The sequence below is a fragment of the Rothia halotolerans genome (genome assembly GCF_004136635.1).
GTDB classification, from domain to species: Bacteria; Actinomycetota; Actinomycetes; order Actinomycetales; family Micrococcaceae; genus Rothia; species Rothia halotolerans.
Genome location: NZ_NOIU01000001.1, coordinates 301,886 through 316,463 on the forward strand (window position 1 = coordinate 301,886; position 14,578 = coordinate 316,463).

At 71.5% G+C, this 14,578-nt stretch carries 14 protein-coding genes; 2 read left to right on the plus strand and 12 right to left on the minus strand.

Going from position 1 to position 14,578, the window contains the following annotated elements:
* Positions 1-9 precede the first annotated feature (9 nt).
* The 8 genes from EWV39_RS01475 to EWV39_RS01510 all read right to left on the minus strand — a co-directional run bounded on the left by EWV39_RS01475 (position 10) and on the right by EWV39_RS01510 (position 6,449).
* Complete coding sequence (locus EWV39_RS01475; protein ID WP_129656531.1) at positions 10-762, minus strand: cytochrome c biogenesis CcdA family protein; 753 nt, start codon at positions 760-762, stop codon at positions 10-12.
* 7 nt (positions 763-769) lie between these two features.
* Positions 770-1,384 (minus strand): TlpA family protein disulfide reductase, encoded by a 615-nt coding sequence (locus tag EWV39_RS01480; RefSeq protein ID WP_129656532.1) that lies wholly within the window; start codon positions 1,382-1,384, stop codon positions 770-772.
* Between the two features lie 138 nt (positions 1,385-1,522).
* Positions 1,523-2,200, minus strand: a complete 678-nt coding sequence (locus tag EWV39_RS01485) for a histidine phosphatase family protein (RefSeq protein WP_129656533.1) — start codon at positions 2,198-2,200, stop codon at positions 1,523-1,525.
* A 46-nt stretch (positions 2,201-2,246) separates the two neighbouring features.
* Positions 2,247-2,522, minus strand: a complete 276-nt coding sequence (locus EWV39_RS01490) for a glutaredoxin family protein (RefSeq protein WP_129656534.1) — start codon at positions 2,520-2,522, stop codon at positions 2,247-2,249.
* Positions 2,523-2,636: 114 nt separating this feature from the next.
* Positions 2,637-2,735, minus strand: a complete 99-nt coding sequence (locus EWV39_RS01495; RefSeq protein WP_003792170.1) for a 30S ribosomal protein bS22 — start codon at positions 2,733-2,735, stop codon at positions 2,637-2,639.
* Positions 2,736-2,926: 191 nt separating this feature from the next.
* Positions 2,927-3,940 carry a FadR/GntR family transcriptional regulator gene (locus EWV39_RS01500; RefSeq protein ID WP_193554665.1) on the minus strand — a complete coding sequence of 338 codons (1,014 nt, stop codon included), beginning with the start codon at positions 3,938-3,940 and terminating at the stop codon, positions 2,927-2,929.
* A gap of 57 nt (positions 3,941-3,997) precedes the next feature.
* Entirely contained in the window at positions 3,998-5,215 is a 1,218-nt protein-coding gene (locus EWV39_RS13930) for an ArsR/SmtB family transcription factor (RefSeq protein WP_202864870.1), read from the minus strand.
* Positions 5,216-5,297: 82 nt separating this feature from the next.
* Positions 5,298-6,449: an acetoin utilization protein AcuC gene (locus tag EWV39_RS01510; RefSeq protein ID WP_129657287.1), complete on the minus strand. Its 1,152-nt coding sequence runs from the start codon at positions 6,447-6,449 to the stop codon at positions 5,298-5,300.
* 183 nt (positions 6,450-6,632) lie between these two features.
* Between EWV39_RS01510 and EWV39_RS01515 the strand changes: the two genes are divergently transcribed.
* A complete protein-coding gene (locus EWV39_RS01515) occupies positions 6,633-8,045 on the plus strand; it encodes a TrkH family potassium uptake protein (protein ID WP_238147963.1) in 1,413 nt (470 codons plus the stop codon).
* Positions 8,038-8,706 carry a potassium channel family protein gene (locus EWV39_RS01520; RefSeq protein WP_129656535.1) on the plus strand — a complete coding sequence of 223 codons (669 nt, stop codon included), beginning with the start codon at positions 8,038-8,040 and terminating at the stop codon, positions 8,704-8,706. The genes EWV39_RS01515 and EWV39_RS01520 overlap by 8 nt, the downstream gene beginning before the upstream one ends.
* A 203-nt stretch (positions 8,707-8,909) precedes the next feature.
* Here the strand turns inward: EWV39_RS01520 and proC are convergent, their stop codons facing one another.
* The 4 genes from proC to topA all read right to left on the minus strand — a co-directional run bounded on the left by proC (position 8,910) and on the right by topA (position 14,520).
* Positions 8,910-9,761: a pyrroline-5-carboxylate reductase gene (proC, locus tag EWV39_RS01525; RefSeq protein WP_129656536.1), complete on the minus strand. Its 852-nt coding sequence runs from the start codon at positions 9,759-9,761 to the stop codon at positions 8,910-8,912.
* Positions 9,762-9,838: 77 nt separating this feature from the next.
* The gene (locus EWV39_RS01530) at positions 9,839-10,654 is read right to left on the minus strand and encodes a sugar phosphate isomerase/epimerase family protein (protein WP_129656537.1); all 816 of its coding nucleotides are present in this window, start codon (positions 10,652-10,654) and stop codon (positions 9,839-9,841) included.
* A gap of 9 nt (positions 10,655-10,663) precedes the next feature.
* Positions 10,664-11,641 (minus strand): Ppx/GppA phosphatase family protein, encoded by a 978-nt coding sequence (locus EWV39_RS01535; RefSeq protein ID WP_129656538.1) that lies wholly within the window; start codon positions 11,639-11,641, stop codon positions 10,664-10,666.
* Between the two features lie 2 nt (positions 11,642-11,643).
* Positions 11,644-14,520: a type I DNA topoisomerase gene (gene topA / locus EWV39_RS01540; protein WP_129656539.1), complete on the minus strand. Its 2,877-nt coding sequence runs from the start codon at positions 14,518-14,520 to the stop codon at positions 11,644-11,646.
* Positions 14,521-14,578 lie beyond the last annotated feature (58 nt).

A 14,578-nucleotide genomic window follows, 5' to 3' on the forward strand; every position in this document is an offset into this window, starting at 1 on the left:
CGGCCGCGCTCATACGGGCAGCTCGTATCCCGGCAGCGAGGCCTGGATCCAGGACATCATGGAGTTCCAGAGTCCCGTGGCGATCAGCACGCCGATCAGCACCAGGATCGCCCCGCCGGTGATCTGCAGCCCCCGGCGGTGCCGCTTGAGGAATGAGAACATCTCGGCGGAGCGGCGGAACCCGAGGGCGATGAGCAGGAACGGGATGCCGAGGCCGAGGCAGTAGATCAGGGTCAGGACGATTGCCTTGGCGCTGTTGGGGCCCTCGACGTACACGAGGGTCTGCACCGCGGCGAAGGTCGGGCCGATGCAGGGGGCCCAGCCCAGCCCGAAGGTGATGCCCAGGACGGGGGCGCCCCACAGCCCCGAGGGCGGGCGCGCGTGGATCTTCCGCTCGCGCTGGAACCAGGAGAAGCCGCCCATGAACACCACGCCCAGCAGGATCACCAGCAGCCCGAGGACCACGTTGATCCAGGTGTGGCTGCGGATCCAGGGGGCCGCGCCGATCTGGGCCAGCACCACCGACATCAGCACGAAGACCACGGAGAAGCCCAGGATGAACAGGCCCGTGCCGAGGACCATGCGGCCTCGGCGGCTGCGCTGCAGGTCCGAGCCGGTGAGGCCGGTGACGTACCCCAGGTAGCCGGGGACCAGCGGCAGGACGCAGGGGGAGGCGAAGGAGATGAGGCCCGCCAGCGCCGCCAGCGGGACGGCCGCCCACAGCGAGCCGTCCATGACCACGGAGCCGAAGGAGAAGTCCATCGAGACCCTATCCCTCCCCGGGCAGCGCGTCGTCGATCAGGGTCCGCAGCACCGACTCGTCGATCTGCCCCAGCACCCGGGCGGAGACCCGGCCCTCGACGTCGAGGACCAGGGTGGTGGGCACCGCCTGGGCCGGGACGAAGTTCGAGAGGTCCATGAGCACTCCCCCGTCCCGGTCCTCGATCGAGGGGTAGTCGATGCCGAAGGTGCGCTCGAAGGCCTCCGCGGTGCCGCGCTCGTCCCGCAGGTTGACGCCCAGGAAGCCGACGCGGTCCGCGTACTCCTCGTGCAGGGCGCGCAGGTGCGGGGCCTCGGCCCGGCAGGGGGCGCAGCCGGCGTACCAGAAGTTGACGACGGCGGGCTGCCCGCGCAGGGACTCCCCGGTCATCTCCTCGCCGGTGAAGAGCGTGCCGCTGAACTCCACGGGCTCGCCGCGCTCCTCCTCGCCGTACTCCGTGACCGTGCCGTCGCCGGAGATGTAGCCCTTGTCATCGGCGGAGTCCGCCTGCTCCGCCAGGCCGCTGTCGTCGCTCGAGCACGCGGTCAGGGCGGCGAGTCCGGCGACGCCGGCGGCGGTGAGCAGTCCTCTGCGGGTCAGGCGGCGGGGGGAGGAGGCGGGCATAAGTCTTTCTCGGTGCGTTGATGACACTTTTCGACGTGGAGAATGCCGGGCGCCTGGAGGAGCCCCGCCGCGGCCGGGGAATGCCCCGGGCACGAGGACGCTCCCGGGGCGCGCCCGGACGTCTGAATGCGGTATCCATTATGATCCGGGAAGCTGAATGACCCCTGAATAGAGCTCCGCGGCGGGCTCGCAGTAGGCGACCTCGGGACGGCCGCCGGAGCGCACGTCGTCGAACCTCAGCGAGGTGAGGGAGGCGAGGTTGCACTGGCGGGTGCGGGGGTCGTGCGGGAGGGGCCTGCCCTCGACGCTGCTGCGCGCCATCCAGATCGGCAGCTGGTGGGAGACGAGCACCGCCTCGGCGCCGTCCCCGCCGATCCGCACGGCCTGCGCGGCGGCGTCCTTCACGGCCTCGGCCATCCGTCGCACCTGCTCCCGGTAGGGCTCCCCCCAGGAGGGCCGCAGCGGGTTGAGCAGGCGGGGCCAGTGCCGGGGGCTGCGCAGCAGCTCGTCCTTGGTCACGTGCAGGCCCTCGAAGTGGTTCCCGGCCTCCAGGAGGCGCTCGTCCGGCAGGGCCCTCAGGCCCAGGAGCTCCTCGATCGGCTCGGCGGTCTCCCGGGTGCGGGTCAGCGGGGAGATGGCGAGGTGGACGAGCCGGGCGCCGTCGTCGGACCGGCGGCGCAGCTCGGCGGCGGAGAGCCGGGCCATCGCGCGGCCTCGCTCGGAGAGGTGGTACCCGGGCAGGCGGCCGTAGACGATGCGCTCGGGATTGTGCACCTCGCCGTGGCGCAGCAGGTGGACGGTGGCGGAGTGGCTCATGGTCCTCGAATCTGACGGAAGTGGGTGGGAGCGGCGAGCCCGGCGCTCAGGCCTCGGGGTCGCGGCCCTCGAGCAGGCCGCGGAGGATCCTGTCGATCCGGGGGCGGTCCACGCGCCAGAAGTCGCGCGGCCGGCCCTCGATCACGACCACCGGGATCTCCTCCGCGAAGCGCCTCAGCAGCTCCGGGTCGCGGGTGACGTCGACCTCGGTCCAGGTCAGGCCCAGGGGGGCGACGACGTCGTCCAGGTCCTTCCGCGCGGCCTCGCACAGATGGCAGCCGGGACTGGTGAGCAGCTCGATGCTGGGGGCGGTGTGGCTCATACCCCCAGCGTATCCGCGATCGGGCGCCGCGCGCCCCTCAGGCCTCCGGATACGGCTTCGGCCGCGCACCGTCTGACGAGGTGTGCGGCCGAAGGGCGCTCGACGCGGGGGCGTCTACTTCTTGTTGCGGCGCTGGTGGCGGGTCTTGCGAAGCAGCTTGCGGTGCTTCTTCTTGGCCATGCGCTTGCGGCGCTTCTTGATGACTGAACCCATAGGATCCCTACCTTGTATGTCGTTCACCGGAAAGCGGCGCACTGCTGCGCCGCGGCTCCGGCATGGGGCCGGCCCCCTTGGTCCGGGACCGGACGAGGCCTGTGGTCAAAACGCTCTGCTCGGGCCTCGGCGGGCTGAGGACCCAGAAGGGCATGCCCGGCCCACGGGCCCGAAAACGTTCCTCACACACCTTACAAGGTGGAGTCAAACTTCTTCGAATCCGCCGCCGCCCGCTCCCCGGCCCGGGTGTCCGGGTCCTCACCGGCCGTCTCCTCGGAGTCCTCGGCGCGGCCCTCGCCCACGGCCTCCGCCGGGGCGTCCTCGACGTCGTCCGCGGGCTCGCTGAACGTGCCCAGCCCCTCGCGGGGGGCGGGGGCGCTGTCCGGGAGGTCCGCGTCGGAGGCCCGGGAGTCGGCGACGGTGGTCGAGAGAGGCGAGGAGGCGGTGAGGGGCCGGACCTCCCCCTCCTCGTCGGTCTCCGGCTCGACGAAGACGCTGGCCGAGGAGCGCTGCTTCCGGTCCGGGTCCACCCCGGCCTCCAGGTAGTGGCCCTCGATGTGCTCGGCCACCATGCGCGCGGCCAGCTCGTTGTCGCCGGACTCCACCGCCGCGTAGATCGCCCGGTGCTCCGCCCGCAGCCGGGTCGCGGTGGCGGACCACAGCGGGACGTAGCCCACCAGGGACATCGTGTACTCGTAGATCGAGTCCCGCAGCGAGGTGGTCAGCCCGGTGACGAGGCTGTTGCCGGCCAGGCGGGTGAGCGCGACGTGAAAGGCGACCTCCAGGCGGTGGAAGTCCTTCAGGCCCACGTCCTCGCGGTCCATCTGGTCCATGATCGCCGTGAGCTCCTTCATGGCCGGATGCTCGGCGTCGGCGCGCCGCACGGCCCAGGTCTCCAGGAGCACCCGGGTGTGCACGATGTCCCGCAGCGGATATTCCGCGGTCGCCATATGCAGCTTGAGCGCCGGCGCCGCGCTCGCGGCGGGATCCCTGACCAGCTGCGCGATCACCTGCCGGCGCTTGCCCTCGAACAGGCGCACGACCCCCAGCGTCTCGAGATCCTTGAGCGCCTGGTGGGTGGCGTTGCGGGTCGCCCCGATCGCCGCGGCGATGTGCCTCTCGTCGGGCAGCTCCTGGCCGAGGACCAGGGCGCCGTCGAACAGTTGGTTCTCCAGCCACTGAAGTATTTTTCGGTCGGTAGCCATGCGGTGATGAGTCTTTCGTGCGGTGGTCGGGGACGCGGGGGAGGCAGCCGGGAGCCGCTACCGAGCGCGCCGCTTGCCAAACAGGTTAGCCAGGAAACCTGTGGGTTTGCTCTCCGCCTCGTGGTCGGCATCACGCTGACGGTGGGCGAGGGGGTCCAGGGAGGGGGCCGCATCCGGAGCCTCATCGGGCGCGTCCGAGGCGGGGCCGGGGGCGGCGGGCGCCGGGCCGGGCATCCCCGGCGTCGGGCGGATCGCGGCCTCGGCGGGCTCCGCGCCGCCGGGCGCGTCGGCCTCGTCCTCGGGGCCGGAGGCTCCTTCGGCTGCCGCCTCCGACTCCTCGGCAGGCTCCGCGGCATGCGGGGTCTCCTGAGGGATCAGGGGCTCCGAGGACGCCGGGGCATGCTGGGGCGACGCGACCGGCTCATCATCCGCCGGCTCGCCCGGCGCGGCCTCCGGCTCGTCCGCGGGAGCGGCCTGGCCCGCCGCGGGCTCCACCGGGGCGGCGGGCTCCGCGGGAGCGGGCTCGCCCTCGGACGACGTGGTCGTCGTGGACGGCTCCCCTGCGCCCGTGGCGGGCCCTGCGGCCGCACTCCCCGCGCCCGCGGAGGCGGGGACGTCCGTCCCGTCGGCGGGGTCGTCCAGGCGGGAGGAGGCGGGCGCGGCCTCCGGCGCGAGGGGAGCGAGCGGCTGGAAGATGACGCGGGCGTGTCGCGAGGCGAAGGAGGGCTCCGAGGCTCCTCCCCGTTCGTCCGAGGGCACCGGATCGTTCGGCGGGACCGCAAGCGGCGCCGGGGGCTCGGCGGCCGTGGAGGGAAAGGTGGCGGGACGCGGAGGGGCAGCGTCGGCGTCCTCCCGCCCGGCACTCGTCTCCGCCCCGGCACCCGACTCCGTGTCGTCGGATGCCTGCGTGCCGGCGGCCGTCGTCGGGGAGGAAGTCTCCCGCGTCTCGAGCGCGCCTGCGGGCCCCGCAGACTCCCCCCGGTCCGCGGCTTCCCCGCGCCCTGCGGCCTCCTCGGCCGGCACGCCGAGGGAGGCCGCCCACAAGACGACCTCGCTCAGCGGCTCCGCGTCGATGCTGTAGAGGCGCCGCTGCCCCGCGGCGCGCATGGAGACGAGTCCGGCCTCCCGCAGCACCTTCAGGTGCTTCGAGACGGTGGGCTGGCTGACCCCCAGCTCCGTCACGATGTCGTTGACGGGCCGGGGGCTGTCCTTGACGGCACCAAGGATTCTGCGGCGGGTCTGGTCGGCGATCACGGCGAAGACGTCAATGGTCATTCCACTAGGTTAGCGGCGTATGCCGGTCCCAGAATGCACCCACGCCAGCTCGGGTCGGAAATGACGAAGACCACGTCACGAATCAGTCGAACCACGGGTCCAGCCCCCAGAGGGGGAAGACCTCCCGGCGGGTGGAGATCACCGCGCGGTCCAGCTCGTCCTCCGGGTCGTAGCCGACCTCCCAGGGCCGCCACCACAGGTCGGAGCCGTCGCCCATCCGCTCCGGGGCCTCGATCCCGTACTTCTCCCGGATGTGCTCCCGCCAGCTGGCCGGCGTCGGATCGCTCAGCCGCACGGGGCTCCCCGCCGCGACGCCGATCAGGTGGGCCCAGGAGCGGGGCACGACGTCGAGCACGTTGTACCCGCCGCCCCCGGTCGCCAGCCAGCGGTCCTCGCACACCTCCGCGGCGAGGTCCGCGATCGCGCCGGCGACCTCGCGGTGGGCGTCCACGCTGATCCGCAGGTGGGTCAGCTCGTCCCGGAAGTGGGAGTCGCAGCCGTGCTGGGAGACGATGATCTGCGGCTGGAAGGCCCGGACCAGCGGCGGCACGACGGCGTGGAAGGCGCGCAGCCACGCGGCGTCGCCGGCCGCGGTGGGCAGCGCGACGTTCACCGCCGTCCCCTCGGCCCCGCCCGCTCCCCCGGTCTCGGAGGAGAATCCGGTGCCGGGGAACAGCGACATCCCCGTCTCGTGCAGCGAGAGGGTCATCACCCGCGGGTCGTCCCAGAAGATGCTCTGGGTGCCGTCGCCGTGGTGGGCGTCGACGTCGATGTAGGCGATCCGCTCGAAGCCGTGCTCCAGCAGGTAGGTGATGCCGACGGCGCAGTCGTTGTACACGCAGAAGCCGCTCGCATGGTCGCTGTGGGCGTGGTGCATCCCGCCGCCGAAGTTCACCGCGTGCTGGACCCGACCCTCCGCGATCGCGGCGGCGGCCTGCCGGCTCCCGCCCGCCAGGCGCCCCGCGGCCTCGTGCACGCCGGCGAAGCCCGGGGTGTCCTCGCCGTCGAGCCCGTAGCCCTCCAGCCCCACCGCGGGGTCCTCGCTGAAGGCCTTGACCGCCTCCAGGTACGGCCGGGTGTGCACGCCCAGCAGCACGGAGTCCTCGGCGACCTCCGGCTTCTCGATCATGACGCCGGGCAGGTCGAAGAGCCCGAGGTCCTTCGCCAGCCGGGCGGTCGCGTCCAGCCGGCTCGGGTGCATGGGGTGGTAGTCCCCGAAGGAGTACGCGGTCATGCTGGGGTCCCACAGCACGGCGGTGCGCGGCCCCCCGCGGCCTCCCTCGCGGAGCTGCTCTGTAAGTGTCGTCACACTTTTCATTGTGGCACGTTCCCGTCCCCAGCGCGGAACCGGCCCCTCCGGAGCCTCCGGGAGGGACTACGCTGAAGACCGTCAGCCCAACAGCCGCCAGGAGGTCGCGTGCGCGCCCAGGACGCCATCGTCGAGCCTGCGCCCCGCCGCGTGCGGGCGCCGCGGTTCCGCGGCGTCGTCACCCGGCTCTTCGGCACCTCGCCCGCCCGGATCTCCATCACCCTCTTCCTCGTGGTGATCGTGGTCTGCTCGCTGCTGCTCATGCTGCCGATCTCCCACGACGCCGAGGACCCGCCGACCTTCGCCCAGGCCTTCTTCACCTCCACCTCGGCGGTGACCGTGACCGGCCTGACCACGGTCTCGACCGCCACCCAGTGGAGCCTGTTCGGCCAGCTCGTCATCCTCCTCGGGATCCAGATCGGCGGCCTGGGCACGCTGACCATGACCTCCCTGCTGGCCATGGCGCTGGGGCGCAAGCTGGGGCTGCGGACCAAGCTCTTCGCCCAGGAGGGGCTGAGCATCACCCCCAAGCTCGGCAGGCTCGGCGAGGTCAAGTCGCTGCTGCTCGTGGTGGTGCTGACCTCGGTGAGCATCGAGGCCGCGATCGCGCTGGTCCTGGCGCCCCGGTTCATGCTCCTCGGCGAGAATCTGCTCACCGCCGTGTGGCACGGGGTCTTCTACGCGATCTCCTCGTTCAACAACGCCGGCTTCACCCCGCACTCCGACGGCCTCGTGCCCTACGGCAACGACTGGTGGATCCTGATCCCCCTGTGCATCGGCGTCTGGATCGGGTCCCTGGGCTTCCCCGTGATCCTGATGCTGCGGATGGTCGGCTTCCGGCTACGCTCCTGGAACCTCCACACCCGGATCACGGTGCTGGGCTCGGCGATCCTCGTGCTGGCCGGCACCCTGCTGTGGGGGGCCGCCGAGTGGGGCAACGCCGAGACCATCGGCTCCGAGTCCATGGTGGAGAGGATCCTGCACGCCTTCTTCGCCTCGGTCATGACCCGCTCCGGCGGCTTCAACCTGGTGGAGATGACGGATCTGAACCCGATCACGGTCCTGATCACCAACATGCTGATGTTCGTCGGCGGCGGCTCCGCCTCCACGGCCGGCGGGGTCAAGATCACCACCATGGCCGTGATCTTCCTGGCCATCATCGCCGAGGCCCGCGGGGACCAGCACGTCATCGCCTCCAACCGGACCATCCCCGACGGCGTGCTGCGGATCGCGATCTCGGTCGTGATGCTCAGCGCCACCTGCATCGTCGTCGGCACAGCTGCGCTGATGGTGATCTCGGACCGGCCCTTCGACCAGATCCTCTTCGAGGTGATCTCCGCCTACGCGACCTGCGGGCTGTCCATGGGGATCTCCTCCGAGGTGCCGCCGGCCGGGCTCTACATCCTCTCCGTCCTGATGTTCATCGGCCGGCTGGGCACGGTCACCGTGGCCACCGGCCTCGCGCTGCGCTCCCGCAGCAGGCTCTACAAGTATCCGGAAGAAAGGCCCCTCATTGGCTGATCGCTCACCGCACAACGCTCCCGTCCTGGTGATCGGGCTGGGCCGCTTCGGCGCCTCGACCGCCCAGCAGCTGCGCCGTCAGAACAAGGAGGTCCTGGCCGTCGAGCGGGACGCCGCGACCGTGCAGAAGTGGTCCGGCCTGCTGACCCACGTCGTCGAGGCCGACGCCGCGGACCTCGACGCCCTGCGGCAGGTGGGCGCCGGGGACTTCACCTCCGCCGTCGTCGGCGTGGGCACCTCGATCGAGTCCAGCGTGCTCATCACCGCGAACCTGGTGGACCTGGGGATCGACCGGATCTGGGCCAAGGCGATCACCCCGGCGCACGGCAAGATCCTCTCCCGGATCGGCGCGCACCACGTGATCTACCCGGAGGCCGACGCCGGGCGCCGCGCCGCGCACCTGGTCTCGGGCCGGCTGCTGGACTACATCGAGTTCGACGACGACTTCGCCATCGTCAAGATGTACCCCCCGCGGGAGACGCACGGCTTCACGCTCGAGGAGTCGGACGTGCGCAACAAGTACGGGGTCACGGTGGTGGGTGTGAAGTCGCCGGGCGAGGACTTCACCTACGCGACGGCGCGCACCAAGGTGACCTCCCGGGACGTGCTGATCGTCTCCGGGCAGGTCGACCTCATCGAGCGGTTCGCCGCCCGGCCCTGAGCGGGACGGGCGTCGGTCGTGAGCCCTGCGGAGTGGGACGGCGGGACCGGGGCCGCAGCGAGCCCTGCCTGGGCCGGGCGGCCTAGCAGCGCGGAGAGGGCCGGCGGAGCGGTCAGCGCGTGCGCCGCTCCGCCCCGCGGGATCCTGCCCGGTCAGCGCGTGCGGCGCCGCTCCGCCCCGCCGGTCCGCGGGATCCTTCCCGCTCAGCGGCGGAATTCCTCCACCATCTCGGCGTTGCGCTCGGCCGAGGCCCGCGCCGCGCGCTCGGTCAGCTCGACCAGCCCGCCCTCGGCGAAGGCGTTGATGGCCCGCTCGGTGGTGCCGTTGGGGCTGCACACGGCCACGCGCAGCGCCTCGGGGTCGGCGTCGTCCGCGTGCAGCAGCTCCCCCGCGCCGGAGACGGTCTCCTTGGCCAGCAGGCGGGCGGTCTCGGCGTCGAGCCCCATGGACTCCCCCGCCTTCTGCATGGCCTCGGCGAGGAAGAAGGCATAGGCGGGGCCGGAGCCGGAGATGCCGGTGACGGCGTCGAGCTGGTCCTCGCGGACGTCGATCACGGTGCCGGAGTTCTTCAGCACCTCGTGGGCCAGCGCCAGCTGGTCCTGCGTGCAGTGCGTCCCCGGGGCCAGGGCGATGACGCCGCGGCCCACCCGGGAGGGGGTGTTGGGCATCGAGCGGATCACCGGCTGGCCCCCGGCGAGCGCGCCCTCGAGCATCGCCAGGTCGATGCCGGCGGCCACCGAGATCACCAGCGCCCCGGGCTCGAGCGAGCCGGCGATCTCTTCGGCCAGGTCCAGGATGCCCTTGGGCTTGACCCCCAGGAGCACGACGTCGGCCCCCTCCACCGCGTGCCGGTTCGCCTCCGCGTCGGACTCGCCGGAGAAGATCCTCACCCCGCGCTGGTCCTCGGGCAGCGAGTCGCGCAGGCGCTCGGCGCTGGCCTGCGAGCGGGTCGTGGCGCGCACGCTCGAGGGATCGGTGCCGCCGGCGAGCAGCCCCGCCATGATGGAGCCGTTCATCGAGCCGGTGCCGAGGAAGGCGATGGTCGTCTGAGCCACTGGATACTCCTGCCGTGTCGCGGGTCGGTACGCTCCCCACAGTATCCGATGCGGCGGGACGGGCAATCGGCGCGGGGCTACAACTGCCCCAGGTGCCTCCGCGCGAACTCGAGGGTCTCGGAGAGCCACTCGTCCCGCTGGTCGGCGCTCTTGGCCTTGCGGGTCGAGACCTCGGCCGCCACGACGCCGTCCCAGTCCGTCTCCACCAGGTACTCCAGGCACTCCGCGACCGGCTGGGTGCCGTGCCCGGGCCGCAGGTGCTCGTCCATGACGGAGTTGCCGGAGCCGTCCGTCAGGTGCACGTGCCCCAGCCGGGGCCCCAGCTGCCGCATCGCCTCCAGGGAGTCCATGCCGGAGGCCGCCGCGTGGGAGAAGTCCCAGGTCACCCACTCGTAGTTCTGCCCGAGCGGGGACCAGTGCGGGGCGTACATCATGACGTCCCGCCGGGCGACCTGCCACGGGTACATGTTCTCCACGCCGATCTTCACGCCCTCCGCGTCGGAGACCCGGCGGACCCCCTCGGGGAAGCCGGCGGCGTAGCGGCGCTGCCAGGCGAAGGGCGGGTGGGCGACCATGACGTCGGCCCCGACCCGCTTGACCATCTTGGCCGCCAGGTGGATCTTGTTCCACGCGTCGCCCCACACGTGCTGGGTCAGCAGGAGGGTCGGGGCGTGGATGGCGCTGATCGGCAGCTGGTAGTACTGCACGTAGTCCAGCAGCTCGTCCGGGTCGCGGGAGAGCGGGTCGCCGGTGATCATGACCTCGACGGCGTCGTACCCCAGGTCCTCCGCGATGGCGAAGGTGTCGGCGATCTTGAGCGGATAGACCGAGGAGGAGGACAGCGCCACGGGGCGCTTCCGCTCCGGATCGGGCAGACGGGGTGTGGGGTCCACGGGGAAGTCCTAAAGGGTGGGAGACAGGGTCTTGGGGTCCACCAGCGCGGCGGACCCCTGCGAGTTGAGGCGGTCCATCCGGCGCAGGATCAGTCCCTCGCGCAGCGCCCACGGGACGGCGCGCATCGTCTCGATCCCGTAGAGCTCCAGCGCGGTCTCGGCGACGATGCCGCCGGCCAGGATCTGGCGGGCCCGCTTGGCGGAGACGCCGGGCAGGTCGGCCCGGTCCTTCGGCGTCATGGCCTCCATCCGGCGGGTCCACAGCCGCAGGTCCTGGAGGTGGAACTCGCGCTTGACGTAGGGGCCCGCCGCATAGGGCGCCGCTCCGCAGATGCGGGCCAGCGAGCGGAAGGTCTTGGAGGTCCCGACCACCATGTTCGGGGTGCCGGCCTCCTTCACCCGGGCCACGGCGGGCTTGAGGGTGGACTTCACGTGCTTGCGCAGGGCCTTGACCTCCTTGGGCTTGGGGAGGTCCTCGCCGATGAACTGGCGGGTCAGCCGGCCCGCGCCGAGCGGGACCGAGACGGCGACGTCGGGCAGCGCGTCCTTGCCCAGCGCCATCTCGAAGGAGCCGCCGCCGATGTCCAGGTCGAGGATCGTCCCCGCGCCCCAGCCCTGCCAGCGGCGCACCGCGAAGTAGGTGATCGCGGCCTCCTGGTCCCCGGCGATCTCCGTCAGGGTCACCCCGGTCTGCGTCTGGACGTGGTCGAGCACCTCGGCGCCGTTGTCCGACTCCCGGATCGCGGAGGTCGCGAAGGCGAGGATGTCCTCGGCCTCGTGCTCCGCCGCGAAGTCCCGCGCCTCGGCGACGAAGTGGGTCAGCGCGTCCCGGCCCTCGTCGCTGATGTTGTTCTCGGCGTCCAGGTAGCGCACCAGCTGCAGGGGGAACTTGTGCGAGGCGTACGGCTCCGGGCGGGAGCCCGGGTGGACGTCCAGCAGGAGGAGGTGGACGGTGTTGGACCCGACGTCGAGGACGGACAGGCGCATGGTCAGCTCGTTTCCTTCGTCGCCGAGGACTTCGCCGTGCCGGCGGAGCCCTTGGCGGTCGTCTTCTTCGCCGCGGTGCTCTTGGTCGACGAGCTCTTGGCGGCCGAGCTCTTCGCCGTCGTCTTCTTGGCCGTGCTCGTCTTCTTCGCCGCCGGCTTCTTCGCGGCGGGCTTCTTCGCCGCCGGCTTCTTGGCCGGGCCCTTGGCGCGCTTCTCCGCCAGCAGCTCGACGGCGCGGGCGTGGGTCATCGACTCCACGGTCTCCGAGCGCGGGACCGTCACGTTGGTCTCGCCGTCGGTGACGTACGGGCCGAAGCGGCCGTCCTTGACGACGATCGGCTTGTCGTTGCTGGGATCCTTGCCCAGCTCCGCCAGCGGGGGCTTGGCCGCGGCCCGCCCGCGCTGCTTGGGCTGGGCGTAGATGTCCAGGGCCTCCTGGAGGGTGATCGAGAAGATCTGGTCCTCGGAGGTCAGCGAGCGGGAGTCCGTGCCCTTCTTCAGGTACGGGCCGAAGCGGCCGTTCTGGACCGTGATGTCCGTGCCCTCCTCGTCCTGGCCGACCACCCGCGGCAGCGAGAGCAGCTTCAGGGCGTCCTCGAGCGTGACGGTCTGCAGGGACATGGACTTGAACAGCGACGCCGTGCGCGGCTTGGGCTTCTGCGGCTTCTTGGGCGGCTTGGGCTTGCCGTTCTTGTAGTACTCGACCGGCCGGTTGGCCAGCTCCTCCTCGGTGGGCTCGGGGATCACCTCGGTCACGTAGGGGCCGAAGCGGCCGTCCTTGGCCACGATCGTGCGGCCGGTCTCCGGGTCCTCGCCCAGCTCGCGGCCGTCCGCCTTGCCCTGCTCGATGAGCTCCCGGGCCTTCTCCGCGGTGAGCTCGTCCGGGGCCAGGCCCTCGGGGATGTTCGCGCGGATCGGGTCCCCGATCTCGCCGGTCTCCGGGTCCACCGCACCCTCGGTCTCGAGGTAGGGGCCGAAGCGGCCCACACGCAGGGTGATCCCGTCCGCGATCGCCACGGAGTTCACGGCCCGAGCGTCGATCTCGCCGAGGTCCTCGACGATCGGCTTCAGCCCGTGCCGGGAGTCGCTGCCGAAGTAGAACGAGGAGAGCCAGCGCTCCTTGTTCTCCTCCCCGCGGGAGATGCGGTCCAGGTCCTCCTCCATCTCGGCGGTGAACTCGTAGTCCACGTACTCGGCGAAGTGCTCCTCGAGCAGGCGCACCACGGAGAACGCGACCCAGGAGGGCACCAGCGAGCCGGAGCGGTTGTCCACGTAGCCGCGGTCCATGATCGTGGAGATCACGGCGGCGTAGGTCGAGGGGCGGCCGATGCCGAGCTCGTCCATCGCCTTGACCAGCGAGGCCTCGGTGTAGCGCGGGGGCGGGGAGGTCTCGTGGCCGTTGGCCTCGACGTCGCGCCCGGTCAGCGCGTCGCCCTCGGCGAGCTCGGGGAGGCGCTTGTCCTTGCCGTCCTTCTCGTCCTCGCGGGAGGCATCGCGGCCCTCCTCGTAGGCGGCGAGGAAGCCGCGGAAGGTGATGACCGTGCCGGAGGCGCCGAACTCGGCGGTGCGGCCGTCGCTGGTGGAGGCCGCGAGGCGGACCGAGGCGGTCTGGCCCTTGGCGTCGGCCATCTGGGAGGCGACGGTGCGCTTCCAGATCAGCTCGTACAGGCGGAACTCGTCGGCGGAGAGCCGCGACTTCACGTCCGACGGCGTCCGGAAGGAGTCGCCGGAGGGACGGATCGCCTCGTGCGCCTCCTGGGCGTTCTTGGACTTCGAGGCGTACAGGCGCGGCTTGTCCGGGACGAAGTCGCCGCCGTACAGCTCCTTGGCCTGCTGCCGGGCGGCGTTGATCGCCTGGTCGGACAGCGCGACCGAGTCGGTGCGCATGTAGGTGATGTAGCCGGACTCGTAGAGCCGCTGCGCGACCTGCATCGTGGAGCGGGAGGAGAACCGCAGCTTGCGGGCCGCCTCCTGCTGCAGCGTCGAAGTCGTGAAGGGGGCCGCGGGGCGGCGGGTATACGGCTTGGTCTCGACCGAGGTGACGGAGAACTCCGAGCCCTCCAGGGCGGCGACCAGCCCGCGGGCGGTCTCCTCGTCGAGGTGGGCGACCTTGGCGCGGGCCGAGTCCTTGAGCTCGCCGGAGTCGGCGAAGTCCTTGCCGGAGGCGACCCGGGCGCCGTCGAGCGCGGAGAGCTTGGCGTTGAAGGACTCGTCGGAGCCGGTCACGAAGGTCCCGGAGAGGTCCCAGTACTCGGCGGAGCGGAAGGCCATGCGCTCCCGCTCCCGCTCGACCACCAGGCGGGTCGCGACCGACTGGACGCGGCCGGCGGACAGGCCCTGGGAGACCTTGCGCCACAGCACCGGTGAGATCTCGTAGCCGTAGATGCGGTCCAGGACGCGGCGGGTCTCCTGGGCGTCGACCAGGTCGTCGTCGATCTCACGGAGGTTCTCGAAGCCGCGCTCGATGGCCTCGCGGGTGATCTCGGGGAAGGTGACCCGGTAGACGGGGACGGTGGGCTTGAGGACCTGGAGCAGGTGCCACGCGATGGCCTCGCCCTCGCGATCGCCATCCGTGGCGAGGTACAGGGCGTCGGACTCCTTGAGCAGCCGCTTGAGCTCCGTGACCTTCTTCTTCTTGTCCGGGTTCACCACGTAGTACGGCTCGAAGTGGTTCTCGATGTCCACCGCGAACTTCCCCACCGGGGTCTTCTTGAGCTCGGCCGGCAGCTCCTTGGGCTGGGGCAGATCCCGGATGTGGCCCATCGAGGACTCGACGACGTAGGCGTCGCCGAGGTAGCCGCCGATGGTCTTGACCTTCGACGGCGACTCCACGATCAGTAGGCTCTTGCCGGTGGTCTTGCCCTTGGCCTGTGCTGGCACGTCACTCCTTGAGACTTCACGGGTGGATACGCCCCCACAATAGCGGAGGTTCCGAGGG

What these genes read in the sequence shown, in the direction of transcription:
- EWV39_RS01475 (WP_129656531.1), bottom strand. Translation starts at nt 762, where the DNA reads ATGGACTTCTCCTTCGGCTCCGTGGTCATGGACGGCTCGCTGTGGGCG.
- EWV39_RS01480 (WP_129656532.1), bottom strand. Translation starts at nt 1,384, where the DNA reads ATGCCCGCCTCCTCCCCCCGCCGCCTGACCCGCAGAGGACTGCTCACC.
- EWV39_RS01485 (WP_129656533.1), bottom strand. Translation starts at nt 2,200, where the DNA reads ATGAGCCACTCCGCCACCGTCCACCTGCTGCGCCACGGCGAGGTGCAC.
- EWV39_RS01490 (WP_129656534.1), bottom strand. Translation starts at nt 2,522, where the DNA reads ATGAGCCACACCGCCCCCAGCATCGAGCTGCTCACCAGTCCCGGCTGC.
- EWV39_RS01495 (WP_003792170.1), bottom strand. Translation starts at nt 2,735, where the DNA reads ATGGGTTCAGTCATCAAGAAGCGCCGCAAGCGCATGGCCAAGAAGAAG.
- EWV39_RS01500 (WP_193554665.1), bottom strand. Translation starts at nt 3,940, where the DNA reads ATGGCTACCGACCGAAAAATACTTCAGTGGCTGGAGAACCAACTGTTC.
- EWV39_RS13930 (WP_202864870.1), bottom strand. Translation starts at nt 5,215, where the DNA reads ATGACCATTGACGTCTTCGCCGTGATCGCCGACCAGACCCGCCGCAGA.
- EWV39_RS01510 (WP_129657287.1), bottom strand. Translation starts at nt 6,449, where the DNA reads ATGACCGCGTACTCCTTCGGGGACTACCACCCCATGCACCCGAGCCGG.
- EWV39_RS01535 (WP_129656538.1), bottom strand. Translation starts at nt 11,641, where the DNA reads ATGCGCCTGTCCGTCCTCGACGTCGGGTCCAACACCGTCCACCTCCTC.